A 24,109-nucleotide genomic window follows, 5' to 3' on the forward strand; every position below is an offset into this window, starting at 1 on the left:
TCTTTCGGCTTCAAATTTTCGACAACCCGATTTTTTCCGAGAATCGCGGTGATACGTTTGCACGAATTCAAATAGTCAAAGTGCATCCGCCGCGACAGTTCGCCACTTTGAACGAGCAATTCCTTCGAATCGAGAAATTCAGTGCAGAGATCCATCAATGTCAACTGTTCGTCGGTTGCCATCGGTAATGGCTCCCGGCCCGCTTGCAGATCGTCCACTTGATGACGATACTTGTCCAAAGCGGCAGTGGGATCGGCCCAACCGCCGAAGTGATGGAGCTTGCCTTTGATCTTCTTGCACCACGTGCCGTTCGGATGTGCCGTAAGGGGGAAATCCTTGTACGGCTTTTCGGGCTTGACCGCTCGCATCGCTCGCCCCGTGGTTGTCGGAGGGTTCTCGAAATTGAATAAACGCGTTCTCGGTTGTCGAATTCGGTTGTCGAATGCTAAACTTGCGTTTGTTCAATGTCAACAAGCCCCAATCAAACAGGACTTGCGCCCGTAGCTCAGCTGGATAGAGCAACGGATTTCTAATCCGTCGGTCGGGGGTTCGAATCCCTCCGGGCGTATTTTCATCAATAGTCATCAAGCGTTGGCGAGGTTCCTCAAGAACCATGTTTTCTTGGGGAGTTACTTCTTTCTCACTTGCTCGCGCCACGCTCCACGTTTCATCACGCGCTATCAACTCGGACGCCTTTTTGTCACTGGTTGGTGCCAAATTAGGGCCAGTGGGAGGGCCAGTGGAATCGCCTGCAACTTCAATCGCGACAATGCTTCCCGACGACGGACGCGGGAGCATGAGTTTCTCAGTTGGGGCCAGCGCCGGCAGATTCTTCACCGCAGCATTCAAATCAACCAACCGAGTATGGCTGTATCGGTCCATCGTCAACGTGATTGTCGAATGTCGAGCCAACTGCTGGGCAACCTTGGGATGAACGCCTGACGACGCGAGCAACGTAATAAACGAGTGGCGCAAGGCGTGGAAATCTGCCTTCTTGCCCGTTGATGATTCGGGTTTGAGAAAATCACTCTTCGTTCGCTCTTCGAGCTTGTCGGGAATGTTTTCGACTTCCTTGAGCCATGATGCTCGGGCTTCGGCCAAATCCTTGCGAAACATCACAGCGGCCTTCTCCGGCCATGTTCCAGGCCAGAGAAACTGATCGGCATATTTGTCTTCGCGGGCTGTCGGCTGCCGCTGGCGTGTATTCATCCACGCGGACAGTCGACTGACGACGACGCCGTGCAACGGCAATTCGGCCCCCCGCCCTGACTTGTCGTTTGCGGCGTCCACTTTGACAATCGGCGGATCGGCCGCGAAGTAGAAAGCTGAAAACTTAAGCGTGGCCAGTTCATTCGCCCTGAGCCCCGTCATCGTTGCGAGCAGGTAAAGTGCGGCTCGATCCGGTCCGGTCAGGCCACGAAATGTTGACTTACTTGTCTCGGTCACAGCAATCAAGCGAGTGAGTTCTTCTGGATCGAGCGCCCGACGTTCGACTCGAACATCAACTTTGGCATTCAGGCGAGAAAGATGGGCGAAAAGATTGCGTTCCAAACGTTGCGACTTTACGAGCCAGTTCCCGAATGATTTCACTGCGACAATGTGATGATTGCTGGTCGCCATGCCGAAACGCTTTTTCGTGTCTGGGTCGTTACGGCGAGCCATCAGCCAATTAGAAACCTTGTCAGCATCCAATTGTCCCATAAGACGGAAATGACATCCCGCGAATACAGCTTGGATACGAGCAACGGTCAAAGAAACATGGTCTGGAGTGTTTCCCTTCGATTCGAGGTGCAGCTGAAAATCAGCGACATGTTCCTTCAATGGTCGTTTGCGGTGATCTTCGAACGGGTCGATGATACCGACCTTGCCGAGTTCCGCCTGGCGGACCCGATCAGCGAGCATTTGTTCAGCGGCGGTTTTGTTTGTCGAGAGCGGGACGCGTTGGGAGTTCCCATCAGCATCATTGTATTTTCCGTACCATTTCGCGGTTTTGCGCCGAGTCTTCTTCCCCGTCTGGGGGTCTGTAACCGTGTAGGTACGTTTGAACAGAGAAGCCATAGGCTAAGTTCCTTCGAGGAGAATCGCCGAGACGCCTAAGATTGCTTTTCAAGCAGACGACAAGCGCCTGTAGCGACCCAAGTTTGAGTAATGTTACCGATGCCCGGCAAGACGGTTGGTTTGCACCGAGTCTTAATGTTGAAAATAAAGCATCAGTTTCCCGGCCGTGTCAGCGGTCTTGCGCCATCAAAGCTTCGAAAGCCTTTCGATCAGGACACCCTTGAGAGATCCAAGCCTCCAGATCGGTTCGCCGCCAGACAACACGACCGCCAAGTTTGATCGATTTTGGTGTTTTGCCAGACGCGTTCAAACGATCCCAGCTGGCCGATGACACCCCACACAATCGAGCGGCTCCGAGCCGGCCAACCAGCAATGGTACGTCGATCGGTTGTGCGTTTGAGAATGTCTCCGCAGACATCGCAAAGTCCTCTTTTGAAATTCCATCTTCCATTTTTGCCTCATCGACAGCCAATGAGGTCGGATATCGGTAACCGCCGTGCCATCTGGCTCGGTTTGCAAATCAAGCGCAATGTTCCAGGTCCATCTGCCGGATGACATCTTTGGACGCGAAGATCAGTTTACTTTTGGCCGCTTCAACGTATCGGAATCCTGATGTCCGATACGGCTTTTGCGAATCGCCACTAACTCGTCGAACAGGGTTCGTTCGGTGGGCCAGGAGCGTCCGAATTTTGCTTCGACGCGAGGCTGCATTTCTGGGAAGACTTCTTTGACAGCTTCGATCATCAACGCTCTTACCCTCTCGACGACAGCCTCCCGTTTTTCAATCGGATATTCGATAAGGATGCTGTCATGGCGTGGCAACAACACCCAGACATCAGTACCCCGAAATTCGCGATCCACCTTCAACAACGCCTTTTTGAAGATCACCATGGCACTGCTTTGGATTGGGTGGTTTCGCAGGGCATTTCGATCACGGTTGTTGTAATCGTGAAGAAAACGCTTAAATCCCGAGACTGAAGTCGCGTAACCTCGGCTGATACTGTGTTCGATCCCTAACTGCGCCCCTCGGCGAGCCTTCGGAAAAGACTCAAACAACCGCTCAAGATGTGACGCTGCTTCCTCAACGCTGCATTTCAAACGATGTGCTAATCCCACCGCACCCATTCCGTACAAGAGGCCGAGCAGGATTACCTTTGTTTTTTTACGCAGGCCAGCATGTTTCACCTTAAACTCAGATGCGGAGATTCTGCAGTCTTCTTTAGACAGAATGTTTGCGAACAGTTCTTGCGCGACGGCAGAATACGCGTCGTCTCGGTTGTAAAGCGCGAGCAGATTGTCGTCACCCCACCAAGCCGCTCCCACGCCGATTTCAATCTGGCAGAAATCTAATTCGGCCTGCTCTCGACTATCGGGTGATGCTATGATTGGACGCAGCACGGCAGGCAACCCGATCAAATTGGGTCGTCGAGAGGCCATTCGACCGCTCGCAGATTCGATCTGATCCAGCTTGCAACGGATCCGCCCGTCGACCCCTTGAAGCCGTTTCAACTGAGTCAGAAAGTAGATCATCCGGCGAAAATCGCGATGCTTCCGAAACAATCGGCAAGCCGGGTGTGTTTCGGCGTCTTCCGCACGCTGAAGAACTTCCTTTTTCGTTGTGAGTTTGGTCCCCTCACGAAAGTGCTCCACAAGCCCTTCTGATTCCATTTTCGATAGGAACGAAGCGCTCGACCCAGGCTCGACACCAAAGTCGTGAAGACGCACTTCATATTCAGAAACCAGTTCCCCTAGCGGTTTCGTATGTTCTTCGACCGCAGAAAGGTCGAGTGGGATGCCTCGAAGCTCCATGCGAGCAACAGCTCCAGCCATGGGATACTCCACGCTGATCAAATGGCGCTGAAGATCTTGGCGGACAATGTCAGATTGCTGAGCAAGATGAAGCTTGACTGCAAATTCGGCATCTGCGGACGCGTATTCGACCATGTCACTGGTCAACTCGCCCTGTGGACCGAGTTCGAGGAATTTCTTTCGCAATTGGTCTTTGCTATTGGAATACGGATGGCGGAGACCGTACCGCTGACATTGACCGATCAGACTCCGTGCATGTGCCAGTCTCTCTTTTTGCTTTTCGGCACCTGGCTGCTTATCGCTCGTCGCCGAGTTCTTTCGAAAATGAAACTCCCCGCTTGTCAAGCATGCTGCGGCCAGGAACGTGTCGGTTAAGCGATCTTCGGTCGGGCGAATACCACAAGCCCAGAGACAATGGAATTCAGCGCATGCAGAATGTGCGACCCAAGACACCGGCAAGTCGAGCAGGCGTTGCAAATGTGGATACACGGCCGAAATTCGAAGATCGAAAACAGCTCGAACGAGAGCCCCCACTTGGCAAGAATCCAACTGGGGGCCTGCGTTCAACAATACGGCCACGGAGCAAACCAGAGGTACGATTCGGCTGGGGTCGGTGTATTCCTTCCCAGACACGAGAATCTCCGGATGGCTAAAGCGAAATTCCGTATCGATTCCGATCATCGTGACCGGCTGACTTTCCAATTGATCCACCAAGTCGGCCGCGTCGGTGCCAGTGTGGATGATATGAATATCGCTAGTGAGGCAAGAGACCGAGACCGGCAAACGCTCCAGACGTGTCATACGCGCCCGCCGATCCAGTTCTGCCTCCACCAGCTTGTCGAAGCCAGGTATCAAAATACTCGTCGTCTTCATTGCAATACCGCATCAACTGACTGAGCATCAAGCTCGGTTTGACTTGTGTCTAACGATTGGTCTCGTCCGTACGCACGGCCGCAGGGTCGTTTTGAACCGTTTTGCTGCCGTCGTGTTCGGCAGAGTCCAGTTGCTGATCGCCTGCAATCGGAAGAGATCCAACAGCAGCAACCTCAGGGAGCTGCCGGATCTCATCGAGGGTGAGCGACGTAAAGCAGTTGTGAAGCTGGATCTCCCCTTTGGAGAGCCGTTCAGCGAAGCGTTGGCACGCGACCGGGCCGCGGTCAGTATCTGCGTTAGGAGTGAGGGGGGTGACGGAGATTTCTCCGCTACCCGAACTCGTGATCTTCACCACCCTGTTTGCCAAGTCCTTCTCATAAGAGCGAAGGAAGTCAACAACGCGGTCGCGGGGGCCATCTACGGTCATCTGGAGAATCAGAACTTCAACCCTGCGGCTCTTCAGATTGAAGATCGGGATGAGCGTGTGTTTCGTGGAACGCTCGCCTGCGGCACACGCTGGACAGCCATTGCCTAGGCAAACATACCGGCGATTTTCTGATTTCGTGAAGTGCGTTTGCGACACCTCGCATTCCAGCGTAAAGATCGATGCGAACAAAACACCAGGGTTCCACACCGACGTGGAGGCCAAGAGGCCCGTATCAGCACCCGTTTCGCGGGCCATCAGAATATTGGTCACTTGTGTGATCCTTTCAAAGTGACGTGAAAAATGTACCTCGCGCACCTATTGCACCAGGTGGTTTCTACTTTTCTTCGTTCCAAAGCTCTGTAAATAAGAAAAGGTCGAAACTAGGTGGTGCTCGTGGTACGGCTCGATGGTATTTGGTCATTATTGTCTCTCCTGCAAGATGTTCCGACGATGAATAACGGCACCATCGGAGATGGGTGTTGTTTGTGCCGGGTGTGGTGCGTCGTTGAGCGAGATGTCGCAAAAGCACCGAGGGCCGCCGCGACCTTCACGCCGTGGACGGACTGGTTGGGCGACGATCAATTCGACTGACCGATAAAACTCGGAGCGATTGATCTGTCGGAACTTATTCGTATGTGTCCATTCGCAATAGACGTTAAAAAGGTGTTGGCGATTACAGAGCCCCCCCCGCACCAAGAGACATTTTTCTTCAATGAATTGGGCGATCGGATTTGAGGCGAGGCGGCTTTTGGCGATCTGAGCAGTACTACTTTGGCAACAAGTAAAGCGTTGATTCCTGAGCAACCGCGCCAGGCCCAGTACCGCCCAGGCCAGAATCCCCGGCGACTCTTCCATGAGTTCGTTAAACAAATTGCGATTTCGGTCGGCTTCAGGAACGACGTGGGGGCATGGGATTGGGCACAAGCGACGCCAGATACCGCCCGATTCGTCCCGCAACACTGGAAACTCGTTCGTGCCCATCACGAATTTCGCCGTCAGAGGAATCGATTGTGGTGGGTGATATTTCCGCTCGACCGTGACCCTTTCGCCCGACACCAAAGCTTTCAGCAAAGTGGTATCGATCTTCTTTTCAAATGACTCTTCAGTCACGACGTTGGCAAGTTTGCCGTCGATTTCACCAAGGGAGAATCGATCGCTCAGCTTATACAACGGAAAGCTAGCCACATTGTTCGAGCCAACTAGGGCGATCAAAGTCTTCAGGATCAAGCTCTTTCCAGAATTCGACGGCCCGAACAAGACGAAAAACGTCTCGAACTCACATGTCGGCCAGAGAGCGTAGCCAAACATTTCTGCCAGGAGATCGATGCATGCGTGATCAGAGGCGAATGTTCGTTGCAAGAAGCTCTGCCATTTCGGACACGATGCAGTGAAGTCCGGAGTCACAGCCAGTTGAACGCGCGACCAGAAATCCGAGGTTTGTGGTAACAGTCTTTCGTGAACAGGAACGAAGTCCGAGAGTTTCAGAATCCCAGCGGGTACACAGATGCACGGACCATGCTCGCGTCGCGCTGATTCTTCGATAAACGTATTCCAGGGAACGTGAGAGACATCTCGAAGTCCAGACTTGATGAACGCGAGGACGGCGCTCAGCAGCCATGGCGCAGGTTCCGTTCGACCGTCGCCAAGCAGCTGTGGATTCCGTTCAATGTGCGCCGCGACGGCTCGAACACATTCTTCGGGACTCACGAGCGCATAAATTCCATTTCGCCACGTGTAGATTTCATCACGGTAAAGAACTGCGGAGCGGATCCAATCCACTTCGAGTCGCATTGACATCGCGATGTTGGTCGTAACTGTCATTGTCGTCCCTGCATCTCGAGCTGAATATTGCAATCCAGCTTCGGATCATCCCGGTCACCGTGACCGTCGATTGATGGTCGTAACAATTTCCAGGGTCGTACAGAAAACGACAAATTGCAATTAGGAGGGCGCTTCAAAAGTTCAAGGATCGGGTGAGTTTCAGGTGAGTATAAGGTGAGTTTTCGACACGTATGTCATCATTCGTTGGACAATGGGGCACGGCGATACACAGTTCCACTGCAAATGCGCGTCTGGCGAACGGGGGAGATCGTGGTTCGCTTGCACCCGTGAATTCAGGCCTTAAGCCGGCACAGATTATTTTCTGGACGTGTTTGATCGCTTAATTGGCTTCTTTACGTTTTTATCTGCTTTCGGAAGATCAACCAGTTGGCGCACAGGGTTTTCGGATTTTCGGATAGCTTTGATTTTCAGTTGGATCGGGTCCAACTTGGATTTGTTAAACTTGCTGATGAACGCATTGATTGTGTTTTTGCCTTGTTCTTGTGCCGATTTAGTTATCCCTGCCCAAGCTTCGTCGAGGTCCTTTTTTGTGACCTTGTGATCATCAGCGTCAAAGAACAATTTGAGTAATTTGAACTCTGCTTCCGTCAGGTCCACTTGCATTCTGCGCCCACCAACGGTCCTCACAACTGGTACGCTAAAGTCGGTTCCGAATTCAATTCCCGCAATCCGTTTGACTGAGGCCTGGTTCCCGGCGCGGTGATGGGTGTCGTCTATCGATAAAAATAGTTGGGTTATCCGGGTCTCAATTACCGCCCAAAGTGAATAACGCTCCAGAATCCCTTCGATCCCGTTCTCTCTCACGAGGTTCACTTGGTCGGCTGGTAAAAACGTTTCGAGCGAAAAGCCTGTTGCATCAAGGTGGGCTTCGAGATCATGAGGGGCCATGAAGCGCCACTGACTTGAACGTAGAGACGCTTGTATTAATTCTCGCTCTGTAGGGTCCGGATTCGTGGTTTGTGGAAACGGTTCGAATTGACTGTACCCGAGAGTAACCCCCAGGGAAAAATAAGTCTTGAACGGTTCAGTTCCCGAGCACTTCAGATCGTTCCATAGCGCAAGAAGATGATTGAGAATGGTGTTGAAAAATCTTTCGAGACCGGCGAATTCAATCAACTCTGTCGCATGATCTAGCTCGTCCCTGATCGAGTCGATTGTTGACTGAATTCTTTGGGAAATATGTGGCTCCAGGGCCGCCGTCGCCATAATCGAAGGCAGTCTATCAATGCCAATTCGCAGGGGAGTGAACCGAGAAGTGGCGTTGGCGAGGATCTCCAGATCAGTGCCTTTAGTGACCGCAAAAAAGTTTCCAAGTACGAAACCAGTGCGTATCGCACCAACGTCCGACGCTTTTAAAACCTGTCCCATTTTGTTGCGTCATCCAATCGCAGAGCCGATTTCAAAACGGCCACAGATTACGGCACGTAGTAACCAGTGTCACGCCATCAGAAACGTGGTACAGCGATTTGAGCATCTCGCGCACAACTCTTCACTTGTGCGCGGGCACGCTCTTCGATAACGCTATTTCAAAGCTGGCGAAACTCTTCATCTCCGCCCGCCAGCACAAAAAGTCAGCAGATCCCATAGTGAAGGACTGATCGATGGTCACACTCTATCATCTGAACCACGGCTGCAAGGATTGCACCACTGGGTATATCTTTGACTTGCTACCAATCAAAATTGCAGACGGGGCGGAACACGCAGAAGCCTACGAAGAATGGAGGCGTGCGTTCCCCTCGGGGTTGTCTGTCTTCGGGTATCGGCACATGACACCCGAACAACCGTTTGGAGAGGTGCCGCAGCCGAAGCTCCGTCTCGAATGGGAATGCGAGAAAGTTCGACTGAAATACTTTCCGCACATACTATCTCGTTACCAAGCATTCTTTGGCGTCGCTACCCTCAAGGAAGCGCTCGCCTTCCGACAAGCAACACTGATGGAGAGCGGGCTTACTGGCTCGATTTGGGAAGTGGAGGCGGAAAGCATTTCTCACCGCGGAGACATGCGGTTGTTGACGTACACGAATTATTCCCAAGCAAACCTTCTAGCCTACTGGGAAGGTAAGGCACTTGACGGCGGAGAGCCGATTTGGGAATGCATGATTAAGCCGCCAGTGACTATGATCAAGTGTGTTGTTCAAGATGATACGACCGTCGCATAGTCCGCCTCGTTATGCGCGAGGCTGTCAGAGAATAATGATGTCATGGTGTCGACATAAATAATTCGAAATTCACGCACTGACACGCTGTGCGCTAAATTCTTGGGTTTGTGGCGTCATACCTTATTAGAGATCACTTAGCCATCGGCATTCAGTGGTCTCGTTCGGCTCGTCATCATCTGGGCCGCAATTTTGGATCGCGTCCGATCGTCTCAACGACCGGAAAGTCGCGTTCTATTCCAACTTTTTATTGAAGGAGACCGCCGTGTCGCATTTGGTTTCAATTCAAGCGCAAGTACGTGATCCGGCTGCTGTGATCGCTGCCTGTACTCGGCTCAAGCTCTCTGCGCCGATCAACTGTACCGTGCGGCTTTTTTCCGCCCAGGAGACCGGCCTCGCAGTCCAGTTGCCTGGCTGGAAATATCCGGTCGTCTGCCAGACCGAATCCGGAGAGCTGAAATACGATGATTTTGGGGGCCGCTGGGGTGACCGCGGAGAACTTGATCGGTTCCTTCAAGCGTACGCTGTTGAAAAGGCCAAAATCGAGGCGCGTCGGCAAGGGCATTCCGTTACCGAGCAACAACTCGCGGATGGCTCGATCCGTGTTCAGATCGCCGTCGCTGGTTAAATGACCATCCAGGCACATCACGGGGAAATCATATGACCCAACCACGTCGGCGCGTCATTCGTCCAGTGAGTCCCGCGACCGCCCCCGCATCGACACGTTTACCACGATTACAAGCACAACTGGCACGTCAACAGGCGGCACTCGTGGCCTGGACCACGAAACTCAAACGCGCGCTTCACTCCTTTGAAAAACATCAGCGCAAGATCACTGCCATCCAACGGCAGATCCGCAATCTGGAGCAATTCTAATGAGCCAAATCATCGAAATCACGGTTTCGCCGAAAGGCGAGACAACCCTACAGACCAAGGGTTTCACAGGCGAGAGCTGCCGACAGGCCAGCCGCCAGCTTGAAGCCGCTCTCGGACTGCGACTCACCGAGCGACTGACGAGCGAATGCCACTCAGCCGTCGAGTACCAATCGACCGTCCGTCAGTAATCGAACTCGCCAGTCAGAGTTCTCCGACGCAGGCCCCGCCCACCATTCGTGTCGCGGGGCTTTTCGTTTCGTGGTCAAAACCGCCCTTTATAACAACCCACCAGCCCCGGAGGACCAAACCGATGAGCCTTGTGAACCTATTATCCGACTACATCAACGCGGCTTTCAGCGGAATCTGGGTTCAAACCGTTGAGCCAGAAGAAGCGGAACGCGAATTGACCGACCACGCTCGGGCTCAGCAGTGGAAAGTAATCACCTGGGATATCGCCCGGGGGATGAAGTTTCCGGGAGACCCGAACGCCACCGCCCCCGAACTCAACGATCCACTCGCGGTACTGCGGGCCTTGCCGAGCATGGGAAGCACCGGGGATCAGAATCCCCAGACGACACTGCTGGTATTGCCCAACTTCCACCGGTTTCTCAACGGCATCGAGATCGTACAGACGTTGTTCGACTTGCTACTGACAGGAAAACAGCGCCGACTTTTCGTCGTCGTCTTGTCTCCCGTGGTGCAAATTCCGCTGGAACTCGAACGATCGTTCATCATCATCGAACATGCCCTGCCGACGCCGGAACAATTGAGCCAGATCGCGACCGAATTACTGGCCGATCAACCAGACATCCGGCCAACAGGGACAGCCTGGCAAGGGTTACTCGAAGCGGCATCTGGATTAACACGAGCGGAAGCCGAGGGGGCATTTGCGTTATCACTGGCACGTCACGACCGGTTACATCCCGAAGAGATCTGGGATCTCAAAGCTCAAACGCTCAAGAAGCAAAATCTGCTGACGCTCCATCGCGGACAGGAACATTTTGCTCGATTGGGTGGACTGACCGCGCTCAAGGATTTCTGTGTGAGAGCCTTACAACCAGGCCGGAAGGTGAAACCAAGAGGCACTCTGTTGCTCTCACCACCGGGTTGCGGAAAGTCCGTTTTTTGTCGCGCCCTGGGCAACGAAACGGGACGCCCGGTCTTAACGCTGGATATCGGGGCTCTGTTGGGCGGGCTCGTGGGCCAGACGGAGCAGAACGTGAGACAGTCACTCAAGATCGCAGATGCAATGAGCCCCTGTATTCTGTTCTGCGACGAGTTAGAGAAAGGACTTTCCGGGGTTGGAGGGACCGGCGATTCTGGCGTGTCGACCAGACTCTTCGGGACGCTGCTCACCTGGCTGGCCGACCATCAGTCGGACGTGTTTTTCGTCGGGACTGCCAATGACATCAGCCGATTGCCGCCGGAATTCACTCGTGCCGAGCGTCTGGATGCCGTGTTCTTCATCGATCTTCCCGGTGATGCAGAACGCCAGATGATTTGGGACATTTACCGCCGTGAGTACGATGTGGCTCCGAATCAGCCCATTCCTGCCGATACCAACTGGTCCGGGGCCGAGATCAAATCTTGTGCGCGGCTGAGCGCACTTCTGGATATTCCATTATCGGAAGCTGCCCAATTGATTGTTCCGGTCGCGCAAACGGCCGCAGAGGTGGTCTCTCGGCTCCGACAGTGGGCCAGCGGGCGATGCCTCTCCGCTGATCAAACGGGCCTGTATCAGTACACGTTGGCTTCCACCGCCGGTACTCGGCGTAAGGTGAAGCACGATCCCTCGAAAAACTAACAACTGGCCATTTTCCAAAACGGATCTGCGTTCTGTCCGCGCCAGTTCTAATCCTCACATTTTATTGGCAACAATAAAGAATAAGACTCTATTAGCACTTGCCGCCAAATTGACCGCCGTAGGTTGCTCCGCATCCGGCGAACTTTGCTACGAATCTTCCATTAGAAGGAAAATCCGATGCCCTCGTTGTTACTTGATGACACCGAAACCGTTCGTCCCGCCGATCTCGATCCAGCTCGGCAGCTCAGAACCAACATGGCCGCCGTGCGCGTCAGTTTCACCTGGTTCGGCACGCGTAAAAGCTTGAATGCCGATCAGAAGGCACAGGCGGCCGAGTCGTTTGGCGCTCAGGGACAGTACTTGTCGGCTGGAAAAAAGCTGCTGGATTCCTCTCATCCCGCTTTCAAGGCCGTCACGGCGATCCGTGGCCGTATCGTGAGCCACTGGAAAAGCATTTCCCTGCCGTTCCCGGAACCAGGCTTGCGACTGATTCGGCAGGCGGATGTGGCCAGTTTTGACCGGCAGATGACAGCGTTTCGAACGGAACTCGATGAGGCGGTCGACATTCTTAATCGGCACTTCGACGAACTCCGTGCGTCAGCGCGGGAGCGTCTGGGCTCACTCTACGACCCATCCGATTATCCCCTGACGTTTCGGGGGTTGTTCGGAATCATGTGGGACTACCCGAGTGTGGAACCGCCTGAGTACCTGCGACGACTGAGCCCCAAGCTGTACGAGCAAGAATGCCAGCGCGTGACATCCCGTTTTAATGAAGCCGTGCAATTGGCCGAAGAAGCCTTTGTTGCCGAATTGAATCGCTTGGTGAACCACCTGGCCGAACGACTGTCTGGTCAGGAAGACGGCAAACCGAAAGTGTTTCGCGATAGTGCCGTGGAAAATCTCCGGGACTTTTTCTCGCGGTTTCAGCAACTGAATATCCGCTCCAACGGCGATCTGGACCAGTTGGTCGAGCAGGCGCAACGTATCCTCGGAGGTGTGGAACCGCAGCAATTGCGGGATAGCGAGAATCGTCGCCAGCAAGTCGCATCCCAACTGGCAGGAGTGCAGGCAACACTCGATGGTTTGATGGTCGACCGGCCGCGCCGCTCCATCATCCGACCATCACGGGAGCAAGCATGATGGATCTCGTGGTTGCTCCGAATGGTACCGTGACGGCGATTTACGCCGAAACGATAGATTTCCGAATCCTGGGGCCAACAACGATCACTCGTGCCAGTCAAGTCGAACCGGACGCGGACGGACAGTGGTTTGCACACATCATCGATGGACCCGTCCTGGGGCCGTTTGCCAGACGCAGCGATGCTTTGGCGGCAGAAGTCGATTGGCTGACTCAAAATCGGTTGCTGCATCCAGACGATGGTTCGCACGAGAAAGTGATTTCGACCTGATTTCTTAAACCAAAAATACCGTGGCATCGGCAACACAGCCGACTGCCGAATTTTCTGTTTCAGCCGCTCCGGAACCGTTCCGCTGCGGCTGCTTTCGTTTTTGCATTTCACAAACAGTGAGTATTTCATGACCCAGAACCAACTCAACCGTGCTGTCTCACGAGCGACCGGTGAGGATTACGATTTGATTGATCATCGGGGATTTAGCCTGGTCGACGACGAGTTGCCCCTGCAAAGCGACGACCTGGAAGCACTGATGATTGATTGGGATCAAATCCAGGCCGAGCAGGCGACGGCCATGTTTCGTGATCGCCAGTCGCATCAAGCGGCCTGACGGCTAAAAAGAATCAAACCCAGCCATCACCGGGATTGGTCCCGCGTGATGGCTACTTGCTTTTCCACAAATCTCTTCATGGAGTGTGCTGATGATTTCGATACCTCGTTCCTTAATCCATCAATTCCGTGCCGTCACTCGTCGGGCTGGTCTCTGTAAGCCAGGGACGCGGCAAAGCGGTTCGGTGCGGATTCTCGCCTCGACCGATACGGTTCAACTTCAGACGACCAACGGCACGGTGTCGGCAGAGTTGAAAGCTTCTGGCCAATTTGGACCTGCTGAAGTAACAGTGCCCGCCGAATTCCTGGCAGACTGTGAAGCCAAGAATCCTGATCTGGTGACAATTCGACGGAATGGCAATGACCGAATTCTCGTGACATGGACCGATCGCGGCATTCCTCAACAGCGAGATTATGAGGTAACCGAAGATCTTGAGATGCCCGCGCTTGCGCCACAATTGGCCGCCAATTCGCCGAAATTGCTGGCCGCGCTCCGTGACGCCATGTCCACGACGGAATCCAATTCCACTCGCTATGCCTTGGACTGTTTGCAGCTCGATGGTTCGTCAGGATCGATCGCCGCCACCGATAGTCGGCAGCTGCTGGTGCAGTCAGGCTTTCAGTTTCCGTGGTCCGAAAAACTGCTCATTCCGAGCACCAAATTGTATGGCTGCCGTGAATTGCCCACGGACCTGGCAGTCGAAATCGGCCGGACCGATCAGGGCGTCACGGTGAAAATTGGCTGTTGGACGATCCATCACACGATCGTGGCAGATCGACAATTTCCGGAGATCGCTCGCGCGATCCCGGTGGTCTCTGCCATCAGGACCAGATTAAGCATTCCTGAGGCCGATGCCAAATTCCTGGCAGAAACGGCTGACCGTTTGCCTGCCGATGATCAATCCGAGCGACCAGTCACGCTGGAATTGAACGGTTCCGTCGTCGTGCGAGCCCGCAAGGACAATCAGTCCCCACTGATGGAACTCTTACTGAATCGCTCTGAACGGAGGGGCGATCAAATGCGACTGCAAACGAACCGCGGCTACCTGTTACGCGCGTTGGAGATGGGATTCCGCGAAATCGGATTCGCTGGCCCCGACGCCGCGTGTCTCTGCCAGGATGAGACGCGTAGCTACGTCTGGATGTTGTTGGAAAATAAGGGAGCTCTGGAAACAGATCCAGAAGCGATTCGACTGGAATCCAGTGCGATTCGGACGCGTGCGGAAGTGGCCAACGATCAGCAGACGATTCAATCCGTGACTACGGGCTCGACGATCAACCCGCCAATTAATCGGGTGAAGCGTTTGCTGCATAAGAAGGATGCTAAGTCTGGTGCGGGTGGAAGTCGCTGTAATCCCGATCCGGCGGTCGTCGTCCCAATCGATACCTTTCAGCAAGTGATCGATTTGCGCGACCAACTACAAATCCTTCTGCGGAGTGTGTCGTCGCTGGCCAAGCAAATCCGTCAGGAACGAAAGCAAAGCCTGCTCGTTCAGTCGACGCTGAGATCGCTGCAGCAACTGAGGCTGCTCGACGCATAAGCCACATGCCTCAAGAAACCATTCCGCCAGCCCGCCAGATTCCGATCGAGTCTGGCAGGCTGTTTGCATTCACCCTCACAGGAGAGTTGTTATGCCGATGACGATCAAAGTCGGTCTGGCCAAGAAACTCGGTCAGCCCGATTTCGGTTCGCTGGGTGCCAGTTGCGACATCGAACTGGAACTCGACGGAGCGATGTTATTTCACGACCTGTCCGGGTTGCATGAAAAGATCCAGCAGGCCTATTTGGCCTGCCGACAGGCCGTCAACGATGAACTGGCGGGCCAGACCCGAAAATCGGAAACACCATCCACAACAAAAGCCATTCAAACAAACGGGCAAGTACCAGTTGGAACTCCAGACTCGCCGTCCGGCTCGAACCGTCATGCGGTCACGGGCAAGTCACGGGCCGCCACGGCCAGTCAGGTACGTGCCCTCCACGCCATCGCCACCCGACAAGGTTTCGCACTTGCAGACCGCTTGAAAGACCAATACCAGGTATTCCGCGCCGAAGATCTGTCGATCGCTCAGGCCAGCCGATTGATTGATGATCTCAATCAATCGACTTCCGTGGCGGCGACCAAGCCGGGAGGGCAGGCATGATCACTCTCGATCAACCGGCTTGTTCGGCTTCTGAAATCGCTAAGCAATTGACGGGGCGGAACTATCTCAGCTGGAGTGCCGTCAGCTCGTATCTCAAATGTCCCCTCCGGTACCAGTTTCATTATCTGGATCAACTTCCCGAGGCGTTCGTGTCGTCTAACCTCGTGTTTGGTTCTGCCGTTCACGCCTCGTTGGAGGCATTTTTCAGGGAACAACTCGTAGCCCGCCAATCACTGGGAATTGATGCCTTGATGGCCGTCTATCACGAGACCTGGATCGCGACGGATCTGGCGAATGTTCGGTTTGGCAAGGACGAAAGTCTCATTGGGCATGAACAGTTGGCACAGCGGATGTTCCGGGCATTTCTCGACAGCCAGGTTTCCCGTCCGGACGGTTCGATTCTCGGCATCGAAGAGCAACTGCAGGCACCAGTGATCGACGGATGCCCGGACCTTCAGGCGCGGATTGATCTGATGATCGAGCACCCAGATTCACTGGTGGTGACGGATTTCAAAACATCTCGCTCACGCTGGTCGGAAAACGATGCAACGGCGAGCGAAGGCCAACTGCTCATTTACCACGAACTCGTGCGGGAGCTGGCCAACAAACCGGTTCGCCTGCAGTTTGCCGTCATCACCAAAACCAAGGAGCCCACCATCGAACTGAAATCCATTGTTCCCGAATCACAAAAGATCGAGCGGATTCGGCGGCTGATTCAGAATGTCTGGTTGGGCATCAAGTCAGGTGTTTTTTATCCGGTACCGAACGTGATGAATTGCCCCACGTGCGGATACCGCGATCGGTGTTCGCGTTGGGTGGGGTGACGCCGTGCGATCTACCCATTCCCGCTGCACCCTCTGTGCGATGACTTCCATCAATAAGGAGCACTCATGTCACGATACAGACGAGTTCGCTGGAAGCGAATTCTGTTTCGCGGAGCGTTTCACCGCAGGTTTGTTCGCTCCGCCCATCGGCTTCGTAGGTCCAAGTCAAAAACGGCTCGCGCCTGTTCGGCAGTCCTTCTTTCGATTGCATGGCTCGTCCTGCCTTTGCTTCCCGGCTGTAGTCGACGCCCCGAGAAACCCGCTGCCGTCGAAACCAAGGCTGTGGCCTCAAAGTCCACTGAACCCAGCGAGGGTGGTTCGAAAACGCCACCCGCACCGGTCAATGCCGGTCGGGCGATCCGTTTTCGGGGCTTGGACAATGAATATCACGGTCGTACGACGATCACTCCCAATCAACAACTTATTCATGAAAGGGATCAGCTTGACTGAACGAATCATCACGCCGGTCCTCTGGTGGCTGGTTGCAATCCTGGCGACTGTCGTTGCAGGCATGTCATTCTGGATTTGGCTACAGCAACGATCGCCTGAATGGATCAAAACCCATGCCACAATGCCGACCGTCACACAACTGGAAAAGATCGGCGAACTTGCAGCCACTCGGGTTCACATTACGGACGTCCTTCATGCGGAGGGGACTGGGCACCGCGGAGTGTGGTTAATCAGTGGCGATGCGCTGTTGTCGTGCGACATGTCGAAGGCCACGCTTTTCGATGTCGACACCGAGACCAAATCGGCGACGATTCGGTTACCACAATTACGGGTTGTTTCGGCGCGGGTTAATCACGACAAGACCAAAACCTGGTCGGTTGAGAAAACAACATGGTTACCTTGGAAATGGGGCGATCAAGGAATCATGCGGGACGCAGCAATGTTTCACGCCCAACAGTTGATCGAAACCGCGGCCTCGTCAGAACGCCATCACGAACCCGCCCGTGAGCACGCCGAAAGATTGGTCCAAACGATCTACGAGCTTGTTGAATGGAATGTGGCTGTCGAATGGGAATGAAGCGGCTACGGCTGTGGCAATTGATTTCTAAACAGCAAAAGCCATGGGCTGCCCTTGCGGCAGCCCATGGTCAGTCTTCTTTTAGCTATTAGAAATCGCCGAGCATGGTGCTGAACATACAGGCACCACACCTCCACCCGCTTGTGAAGTCTATCACGGAGGGATAGGCTGTTCGCTTCAATGACGGAGCGACGCACATGCGTTATCGACAGACAATAGAGATACACCAAAGGCTTGAGACGGTGCTTCGGTTGGTTCGTACTGGAAAGTACTCCACCCCGGCGCTTGCGGAAGCCGTTGGCGTTTCGATCCCGACGATTTCTCGCATCGTGGCTGCTTTGCGAGAACTGGGGCACGAAATCCGCTCGGAAAAAACCAAACAGGGCTGGCGGTACGTATGGCTGGCGAAAGCGAAACCGAACGATACAGGTGAGTCGACCGTAAAGAAGAATCGGGAGCGTGATTGACGCATGGCGACACTTGAACAACTCACACGAGGCGCGGCTGTTCGCGGCATCTTGCCCGATGGCCACGTCACAATCAGCGATGTGCGCTGGATCGGAACTGTTGCCATCGAAGTGACGTACAAGGATAGCAACGGACGACTCGGCAACGAGTTGCTTTACCGAGACCGCGAGGAAACGCTCGAAGTTGTGGAGTGTGGGCGGCCCTGGAGTTTTGACGGTGATCCCGAACAGTTCAGATTGCTTTCGGAAGCCAATCGCATCCGTTTAGCCTACCTTTTTGATCCGATGCTGGCAGTTCATACCTCTTTAGTTGAACCGCTCCCACACCAGATCACAGCGGTCTACGGTGAAATGCTTTCGCGGCAGCCGCTCCGGTTCTTGCTGGCTGACGATCCCGGCGCGGGCAAGACAATCATGACGGGCCTGTTCATTAAAGAACTGGTGGCACGCGGCGATCTCCAGCGTTGTCTGATTGTTTGTCCCGGCAACCTCGTGGAGCAATGGCAAGACGAACTCGACAGCAAGTTTCATTTGCCGTTCTCAATTATGACGAACGATGCTTTTGAGGCGGCGCGCACTGGCAACTGGTTCAGCGAAAACCCGTTGGCTATTTGCCGTCTGGACAAGCTGAGTCGAAACGAAGACGTTCAGGCCAAGTTGGCACAGACTGATGACTGGGATCTGATCGTTTGTGACGAATCTCACAAACTGAGCGCGACGTACTTTGGGAATGAAGTCAAATACACGAGGCGGTATCACCTGGGGCAGTTGCTCTCGACACTGACGCGGCATTTTCTATTGCTGACCGCGACTCCGCATAACGGGAAAGAAGCCGATTTTCAGTTATTTATGGCTTTGCTCGACGGCGACCGTTTCGAGGGAAAATTCCGGGACGGTATCCATGTTCAGGATACCAGCGACATGATGCGGCGACTCGTGAAAGAACAGTTGCTCAAATTCGATGGAACGAAGTTGTTCCCCGAACGTCGCGCTTACACTGTCAATTACTCGCTCTCGGATGGGGAAGCTGACCTCTATAAGGATGTCACGGATTACGTGCGCACGGAATTCAACCGGGCCGAGGCGCTGGAAAATAATGGCCGCATGGGGACAGTGGGCTTTGCACTCACGATCCTGCAACGCCGCCTGGCGTCATCCCCGGAGGCGATTTATCAGTCGCTTCGCCGCCGTCGCGAAAGGCTTGAAAAGCGACTTCGCGAGGAACAGCTTTTAAAACGCGGTGCCGAAGCCGGTGTTGACCTGTTTGCTGACTTGCCAAAGCTCACCTCCGAAGATTTTGACGATCTTGATGATGCGCCAGACGAAGAGCTGGAAGCAACCGAGGAAAAAATTGTTGACCAGGCTTCTGCGGCCAGGACGATCGCAGAACTCCGAATTGAGATTACTCAACTTCAGGATCTCGAACGAACTGCATTGCGTGTCCGTCAGTCTGGCACGGATCGGAAATGGGACGAGTTATCAAAACTCTTGCAGAACAACACTGAGATGTTCGATGCGGTTGGTCACCGCCGAAAGCTTGTCATCTTCACCGAGCATCGCGATACGTTGAATTACTTGACCGAGAAAATCAGAGCACTTCTCGGCCGTCCCGAGACAGTCGCCATCATTCATGGCGGAGTGGGTCGTGAAGAGCGTCGGAAAGCGGAAGAGTCCTTTAAGCACGATAAGGAAGTTGAAATCCTGATCGCCACTGATGCAGCAGGCGAAGGTATCAATTTGCAGCGTGCTCACTTGATGGTGAATTACGACCTGCCGTGGAACCCCAATCGGCTGGAACAACGATTTGGCCGAATTCATCGTATTGGCCAATCGGAAGTCTGCCATTTGTGGAATCTGGTCGCCAATGAAACTCGTGAGGGCGAAGTCTACTGTCGATTGCTGCAAAAATTGGAAGAAGCGCGCACCGCCCTGGGAGGGCAGGTTTTCGATGTTCTCGGTCAATTAACATTCAACGATCGTCCGCTCCGCGAACTGTTGGTCGAAGCGGTTCGTTATGGCGACGATGCGGGGCGGAAAGCCGAGTTCTTTCGAGCGGTCGACAACGCCGCAGAACGCGATCGCCTGCGGGAATTAATCGAAGGGCGAGCGCTGACGCATGATTCGATGGATGTCAGTCGTGTCCGCGCCATCCGTGAAGAGATGGAGCGTGCGGAAGCTCTGCGACTGCAACCGCATTTCATCGCCTCGTTCTTCATGGAAGCATTCAAGTTGCTGGGGGGCACTGTTCACGAGCGGGAACCTAAACGCTATGAAGTCAAACACGTCCCAGCAGTCATTCGAAATCGGGATCGCGAAATTGGGCGGAGTTCTCCTGTTCTCCAGCGTTACGAACGCATCACCTTCGACAAAAACCTGATCAACGTCCCTGGAAAGCCGCTGGCGGCGTTTGTCTGCCCCGGCCATCCCTTGTTGGACGCGACACTCGATTTGGTTATTGAACGCCATCGTGATTTGCTGAAGCGTGGCGCTGTCCTGATTGACGAGTCCGATGTGAGTGAATGCCCGAGGGCTTTGCTGTACTTGGAACATTCGATTCAGGATGCGCGAACCGACCGAAACGGAAACCGAAGGGTTGTTTCAAAGCGTCTACAGTTCGTCGAAGTCGATGAAAAAGGCAACACACGTAACGCTGGCCCGGCGCCATATCTCGACTATCGCCCCCCAACGAGTGATGAAGTCGAAATAATTAATAAGCAGGTGACTGCCGAATGGATGCGGACCAATCTTGAATCGCAGGCTATGGACCATGCGGCGCTGCATCTTGTGCCTGATCACCTGCAAGAAGTTCGTTCTCGCAAAGAGAACATTATCGATAAAACAAAAGCGGCAGTTCGTGATCGATTGACGAAAGAGATCAATTTCTGGGATCACAGGGCTGCGATGCTTAAGGACCAGGAACTCGCGGGCAAGGTCAATGCCAAGCTTAATTCCGGTAAGGCACGTGAGCGTGCTGACGATTTAACGGGGCGACTACAAAAACGCCTGACCGAGTTAGACCAGGAGCGCAAGCTCTCGCCGCTACCGCCGGTGGTGCTTGGTGGCGCGATGATAGTCCCTATTGGTTTGCTCAGAAAGGCGATGGGAAAAGGCGAATCCCAGCCACCGGCCTTCGCCTTGAGTACCGAGGAGTCCGAGCGTCGCGGAATGGAAGCCGTCATGAAGACCGAACGCCAACTTGGGTTCATCCCGCGAGACGTAAGCGAAAAGAATCTTGGCTATGACATGGAGTCGTCCATCCCGGACACGGGTTTGCTGCGCTTCATCGAGGTCAAAGCTCGGGTTCGCGGCGCGGCGACCATTACGATCACCAAGAACGAAATCCTGACGGGTCTCAACAAACCAGAGCAGTTCATCCTGGCCGTGGTTTTGCTCGATCCTCATGGAGAAGAGGTGCGATACGTTCGCAATCCATTCGACCAGGAGCCCGACTTCAAGGCAACCAGCGTCAATTATGACCTCGTCAGATTGCTGGCTCTGGCAAAGGAGCCTGCATGAGCAAGGCACCGAAGAAGGGAACAAAGAAGAGCCTCGCACGGCAGGTCACGGCGAGTCCTCCGTCCCCAGCCGACTTCGATGTCGTCATTCGGCTGATCGATGCCGCACGGACACGGGCTGTTGCAGCCGTCAACACCACGTTGATCGAGCTGTATTGGAGCATCGGCGAGTACATCACTCGGAAAATTGCCGACGATGGTTGGGGGCAAGGCACAGTCGCGGTTCTTGCCGACTGCATCAAAAGGCGTTTTCCGTCAGTCAGGGGCTATTCCGCTCAAAACCTATGGCGGATGCGGCAGTTTTTCGAGACTTACCGCGATCAGCCAAAACTCTCAGCGCTGCTGAGAGAATTGTCCTGGACTCACAATTTACTGATCTTGGGCAAGTCAAAACGGGCTGAGGAACGTGAGTTCTACCTGCGCATGGCGTGTGCCCAGAAATGGTCCAGCCGGGAACTGGAACGGCAACTCGCAGGAGCCTTGTTCGAGCGTGTGGCCCTTTCGCCGACAAAACTCTCACCACCGCTGAGAGAACTGCACCCTGACGCAGCAACCGTCTTCAAGGACAGTTACCTCGTCGAGTTTCTCGACCTTCCGCCCGAGTACTCCGAAGCCGACCTTCAACAAGGTTTGGTCGAACAACTCAAGAAGTTCCTGATCGAACTCGGTCGTGACTTCTGCTACGTCGGCAGCCAGTACCCACTCCAGGTCGGCGGGCGGGATTTTGCCCTCGATCTGCTCTTTTTCAACCGCGCGCTTAATTGCCTGGTCGCCATTGAACTCAAAGTTGTTGAGTTCGAGCCAGAACACCTGGGAAAGCTTCAGTTCTATTTGGAGGCTCTCGACCGGGACGTGAAAAAGCCACATGAACAGCCATCCATCGGCGTGCTTCTCTGTGCGACGAAGAACCACGAAGTCGTCGAATATGCATTGAGTCGGTCGATGTCGCCGTCACTGGTCTCAGAATATCAGACTCGGTTACCTGACAAGAAACTGCTCCAAACCAAGCTCCACGAGTTCTACGAACTGGCCAACGAACAGGCGAAACTACCGGCCATTGAGGAAAAGAAACCGGTCAAGACGCGAATGAAAGGACGCAAAAAATGAGCACACCCTACCGGCGCCGTCTGCCGACGAAGGGCGAATCAGCACCCATGAAAACACAGGCGCCGGAGGAACGAGTACGGGACCACCTTGAATTGACGGCCAAGATTACGCCGCGTGCCAATTGTTTGAAAAGGCAATCGTTCCTTAATGATGTCGATTATTGAATAGCAGCCAACTGTGAATGACGTACGGACTCAAAGATGAGACCCATGACACAATCTCCACCAACCAAACCGATCGCACCAAAAGAACTGCAGCTTCGCATAAAATCTGCATACGATTCTGTTCGGGCATTCGTGGAATCGCGAGGAAATGAACGGTTGCGTTCGCTATGGCCTGAGTGGAACAAGCGATTTCACGAGATTTTTGAGGGGACAAAGCTGCGCCCCGAAGTCGCAATTTCACTTGTGGGCGGGACAGGTGCTGGTAAAAGCACCCTCTTGAATTCATTGATCGGCGCCCGCGTTTTACCAGTCAGCAATATGCGCGCATGTACCGCAGCGATTTGCGAAGTCAGCTTCGACGAGGGGCCTTTTCACGCCCGAATTGAATTCGTGTCGCGTGACGCCTGGGAACAAGAGGTCGGTCTGCTCCTGGCGGATCTTCGTGACTTGCAAACTTCACTGGCTGATTCTCCGGAACAGAATGGGTTTGATCTTACGAATCAGATGTCCCGATCTGTTCGCGATAAACTGTTGGCGGTCTACAGTTCCAACGACGATTCTTCGGCAAGCACATTCGACCCTTTTAACCTTTGCGAACCTGCGGAGATCCGCGAAGCGCTCGATACCGGCGTCACCGAATTCGCTTCGCCGGACCTGAAGGAATTTCGCAAATTGGTCGCGCGCTATTTGGATTCTCAACATCGGTTTTGGCCAATCGTCAAAACTGTTTCCATTCGAGGAAGATTTGAGCCCCTTCGCGATGGTGCCAAGCTGGTCGATTTGCCAGGAATTAATGATCCCAATGAGGCACGCGAGGAAGTCACCAAAACTCACCTGAAAACATGCCGCTTTGTTTGGCTGGTTTTCAATATCAAACGAGCCCTCACACGAGATGCAATCAACTTGATGCAGTCGGACGACTTTCTACGGCAAGTGGTTATGGACGGAAGATCAGATGCCCTGACGTTCGTTGGGACTGCTGCTGACGATGTCGATCTGGAAACGGGCATCGAAGAGTTCGGATTGGATGAAATATCAGAGGTTACGGAGGTCGTCGCCGCAAGAAACAAAGCGGTACGGAATGTCGTCTCTAGCCAATTAGACGACTTGGCCTTTCGGCTTGGAGAAATGGCTCGGGAAGATCGAGCGACTGCCACAAAGCTTGCGACGCGCCTCAAATCCTCAAAGATGTTTACGGTTTCCTCCCGAGAGTTTCTGCGACTCAACGGACTTGCCAACACAACATCCGCGGGATTTCACGACGTCGTTCAAACAG

General features: G+C 53.9%; 21 protein-coding genes, 1 tRNA gene and 2 pseudogenes. 20 read left to right on the top strand and 4 right to left on the bottom strand.

Annotation, left to right across the window (positions count from 1 at the left end):
• Positions 1-494 precede the first annotated feature (494 nt).
• A tRNA-Arg gene (locus ACGY09_RS02815) sits at positions 495-568 on the top strand.
• A gap of 305 nt (positions 569-873) precedes the next feature.
• Here ACGY09_RS02815 and ACGY09_RS02820 read toward each other — a convergent pair.
• A pseudogene (locus ACGY09_RS02820) lies at positions 874-1,701 on the bottom strand (tyrosine-type recombinase/integrase); the annotation flags it as partial.
• Here ACGY09_RS02820 and ACGY09_RS02825 point away from each other — a divergent pair.
• Positions 1,600-2,097 carry a hypothetical protein gene (locus ACGY09_RS02825; RefSeq protein ID WP_397570399.1) on the top strand — a complete coding sequence of 166 codons (498 nt, stop codon included), beginning with the start codon at positions 1,600-1,602 and terminating at the stop codon, positions 2,095-2,097. The pseudogene ACGY09_RS02820 and the gene ACGY09_RS02825 overlap by 102 nt on opposite strands.
• Positions 2,098-2,631: 534 nt before the next feature.
• Here ACGY09_RS02825 and ACGY09_RS02830 read toward each other — a convergent pair.
• Positions 2,632-3,888, bottom strand: a complete 1,257-nt coding sequence (locus tag ACGY09_RS02830) for a DNA polymerase (protein WP_397570400.1) — start codon at positions 3,886-3,888, stop codon at positions 2,632-2,634.
• Here ACGY09_RS02830 and ACGY09_RS02835 point away from each other — a divergent pair.
• Positions 3,820-4,242, top strand: a complete 423-nt coding sequence (locus ACGY09_RS02835; protein WP_397571920.1) for a hypothetical protein — start codon at positions 3,820-3,822, stop codon at positions 4,240-4,242. The two genes, ACGY09_RS02830 and ACGY09_RS02835, sit on opposite strands and share 69 nt — an antisense overlap.
• Positions 4,243-4,831: 589 nt before the next feature.
• Positions 4,832-5,275 carry a hypothetical protein gene (locus ACGY09_RS02840; RefSeq protein ID WP_397570401.1) on the top strand — a complete coding sequence of 148 codons (444 nt, stop codon included), beginning with the start codon at positions 4,832-4,834 and terminating at the stop codon, positions 5,273-5,275.
• A gap of 312 nt (positions 5,276-5,587) precedes the next feature.
• On the opposite strand, the gene ACGY09_RS02845 is transcribed toward ACGY09_RS02840, so the two are convergent.
• A complete protein-coding gene (locus ACGY09_RS02845) occupies positions 5,588-6,988 on the bottom strand; it encodes a phage/plasmid primase, P4 family (RefSeq protein WP_397570402.1) in 1,401 nt (466 codons plus the stop codon).
• Between the two features lie 315 nt (positions 6,989-7,303).
• Positions 7,304-8,377, bottom strand: a complete 1,074-nt coding sequence (locus ACGY09_RS02850; RefSeq protein WP_397570403.1) for a helix-turn-helix domain-containing protein — start codon at positions 8,375-8,377, stop codon at positions 7,304-7,306.
• A gap of 233 nt (positions 8,378-8,610) precedes the next feature.
• Between ACGY09_RS02850 and ACGY09_RS02855 the strand changes: the two genes are divergently transcribed.
• The 16 genes and pseudogenes from ACGY09_RS02855 to ACGY09_RS02930 all read left to right on the top strand — a co-directional run.
• Positions 8,611-9,168 carry a hypothetical protein gene (locus ACGY09_RS02855; protein WP_397570404.1) on the top strand — a complete coding sequence of 186 codons (558 nt, stop codon included), beginning with the start codon at positions 8,611-8,613 and terminating at the stop codon, positions 9,166-9,168.
• Positions 9,169-9,319: 151 nt separating this feature from the next.
• Positions 9,320-9,793, top strand: a complete 474-nt coding sequence (locus ACGY09_RS02860; RefSeq protein WP_397570405.1) for a DUF1257 domain-containing protein — start codon at positions 9,320-9,322, stop codon at positions 9,791-9,793.
• A gap of 32 nt (positions 9,794-9,825) precedes the next feature.
• Complete coding sequence (locus tag ACGY09_RS02865; RefSeq protein ID WP_397570406.1) at positions 9,826-10,041, top strand: hypothetical protein; 216 nt, start codon at positions 9,826-9,828, stop codon at positions 10,039-10,041.
• On the top strand, positions 10,041-10,229 hold the full coding sequence (locus tag ACGY09_RS02870) for a DUF2997 domain-containing protein (RefSeq protein ID WP_397570407.1): 189 nt from the start codon (positions 10,041-10,043) through the stop codon (positions 10,227-10,229). Before ACGY09_RS02865 ends, ACGY09_RS02870 begins: the two co-directional genes overlap by 1 nt.
• Positions 10,230-10,351: 122 nt before the next feature.
• Complete coding sequence (locus tag ACGY09_RS02875) at positions 10,352-11,845, top strand: AAA family ATPase (RefSeq protein WP_397570408.1); 1,494 nt, start codon at positions 10,352-10,354, stop codon at positions 11,843-11,845.
• 177 nt (positions 11,846-12,022) lie between these two features.
• The gene (locus tag ACGY09_RS02880) at positions 12,023-12,985 is read left to right on the top strand and encodes a hypothetical protein (protein ID WP_397570409.1); all 963 of its coding nucleotides are present in this window, start codon (positions 12,023-12,025) and stop codon (positions 12,983-12,985) included.
• The gene (locus ACGY09_RS02885; protein ID WP_397570410.1) at positions 12,982-13,254 is read left to right on the top strand and encodes a hypothetical protein; all 273 of its coding nucleotides are present in this window, start codon (positions 12,982-12,984) and stop codon (positions 13,252-13,254) included. Before ACGY09_RS02880 ends, ACGY09_RS02885 begins: the two co-directional genes overlap by 4 nt.
• A gap of 127 nt (positions 13,255-13,381) precedes the next feature.
• The gene (locus tag ACGY09_RS02890) at positions 13,382-13,588 is read left to right on the top strand and encodes a hypothetical protein (RefSeq protein ID WP_397570411.1); all 207 of its coding nucleotides are present in this window, start codon (positions 13,382-13,384) and stop codon (positions 13,586-13,588) included.
• Positions 13,589-13,679: 91 nt separating this feature from the next.
• Positions 13,680-15,128, top strand: coding sequence for a hypothetical protein (locus ACGY09_RS02895; protein WP_397570412.1), 1,449 nt, complete (start codon positions 13,680-13,682; stop codon positions 15,126-15,128).
• Between the two features lie 91 nt (positions 15,129-15,219).
• A complete protein-coding gene (locus ACGY09_RS02900) occupies positions 15,220-15,729 on the top strand; it encodes a hypothetical protein (protein WP_397570413.1) in 510 nt (169 codons plus the stop codon).
• The gene (locus ACGY09_RS02905; protein WP_397570414.1) at positions 15,726-16,553 is read left to right on the top strand and encodes a RecB family exonuclease; all 828 of its coding nucleotides are present in this window, start codon (positions 15,726-15,728) and stop codon (positions 16,551-16,553) included. Before ACGY09_RS02900 ends, ACGY09_RS02905 begins: the two co-directional genes overlap by 4 nt.
• 442 nt (positions 16,554-16,995) lie before the next feature.
• Entirely contained in the window at positions 16,996-17,580 is a 585-nt protein-coding gene (locus ACGY09_RS02910) for a DUF4230 domain-containing protein (protein WP_397570415.1), read from the top strand.
• Between the two features lie 242 nt (positions 17,581-17,822).
• Entirely contained in the window at positions 17,823-18,047 is a 225-nt protein-coding gene (locus ACGY09_RS02915) for an HTH domain-containing protein (protein ID WP_397570416.1), read from the top strand.
• A gap of 3 nt (positions 18,048-18,050) precedes the next feature.
• On the top strand, positions 18,051-21,563 hold the full coding sequence (locus ACGY09_RS02920; protein ID WP_397570417.1) for a helicase-related protein: 3,513 nt from the start codon (positions 18,051-18,053) through the stop codon (positions 21,561-21,563).
• Complete coding sequence (locus tag ACGY09_RS02925; protein ID WP_397570418.1) at positions 21,560-22,669, top strand: YhcG family protein; 1,110 nt, start codon at positions 21,560-21,562, stop codon at positions 22,667-22,669. The genes ACGY09_RS02920 and ACGY09_RS02925 overlap by 4 nt, the downstream gene beginning before the upstream one ends.
• A gap of 209 nt (positions 22,670-22,878) precedes the next feature.
• Positions 22,879-23,721 (top strand): annotated as a pseudogene (locus ACGY09_RS02930) (dynamin family protein); the annotation flags it as partial.
• Positions 23,722-24,109 lie beyond the last annotated feature (388 nt).

Origin of the sequence: Schlesneria sphaerica, from assembly GCF_044336245.1 — a bacterium.
In the GTDB taxonomy this organism is placed as follows: domain Bacteria; phylum Planctomycetota; class Planctomycetia; order Planctomycetales; family Planctomycetaceae; genus Schlesneria; species Schlesneria sphaerica.

Bases quoted from the DNA above. Each gene is read 5' to 3' on its own strand.
- ACGY09_RS02870 (WP_397570407.1), top strand. From the start codon at position 10,041: ATGAGCCAAATCATCGAAATCACGGTTTCGCCGAAAGGCGAGACAACC.
- ACGY09_RS02845 (WP_397570402.1), bottom strand. From the start codon at position 6,988: ATGACAGTTACGACCAACATCGCGATGTCAATGCGACTCGAAGTGGAT.
- ACGY09_RS02865 (WP_397570406.1), top strand. From the start codon at position 9,826: ATGACCCAACCACGTCGGCGCGTCATTCGTCCAGTGAGTCCCGCGACC.
- ACGY09_RS02925 (WP_397570418.1), top strand. From the start codon at position 21,560: ATGAGCAAGGCACCGAAGAAGGGAACAAAGAAGAGCCTCGCACGGCAG.
- ACGY09_RS02895 (WP_397570412.1), top strand. From the start codon at position 13,680: ATGATTTCGATACCTCGTTCCTTAATCCATCAATTCCGTGCCGTCACT.
- ACGY09_RS02885 (WP_397570410.1), top strand. From the start codon at position 12,982: ATGATGGATCTCGTGGTTGCTCCGAATGGTACCGTGACGGCGATTTAC.
- ACGY09_RS02900 (WP_397570413.1), top strand. From the start codon at position 15,220: ATGCCGATGACGATCAAAGTCGGTCTGGCCAAGAAACTCGGTCAGCCC.
- ACGY09_RS02875 (WP_397570408.1), top strand. From the start codon at position 10,352: ATGAGCCTTGTGAACCTATTATCCGACTACATCAACGCGGCTTTCAGC.
- ACGY09_RS02835 (WP_397571920.1), top strand. From the start codon at position 3,820: ATGTTCTTCGACCGCAGAAAGGTCGAGTGGGATGCCTCGAAGCTCCAT.
- ACGY09_RS02880 (WP_397570409.1), top strand. From the start codon at position 12,023: ATGCCCTCGTTGTTACTTGATGACACCGAAACCGTTCGTCCCGCCGAT.
- ACGY09_RS02920 (WP_397570417.1), top strand. From the start codon at position 18,051: ATGGCGACACTTGAACAACTCACACGAGGCGCGGCTGTTCGCGGCATC.
- ACGY09_RS02905 (WP_397570414.1), top strand. From the start codon at position 15,726: ATGATCACTCTCGATCAACCGGCTTGTTCGGCTTCTGAAATCGCTAAG.
- ACGY09_RS02855 (WP_397570404.1), top strand. From the start codon at position 8,611: ATGGTCACACTCTATCATCTGAACCACGGCTGCAAGGATTGCACCACT.
- ACGY09_RS02850 (WP_397570403.1), bottom strand. From the start codon at position 8,377: ATGGGACAGGTTTTAAAAGCGTCGGACGTTGGTGCGATACGCACTGGT.
- ACGY09_RS02890 (WP_397570411.1), top strand. From the start codon at position 13,382: ATGACCCAGAACCAACTCAACCGTGCTGTCTCACGAGCGACCGGTGAG.
- ACGY09_RS02830 (WP_397570400.1), bottom strand. From the start codon at position 3,888: ATGGCTGGAGCTGTTGCTCGCATGGAGCTTCGAGGCATCCCACTCGAC.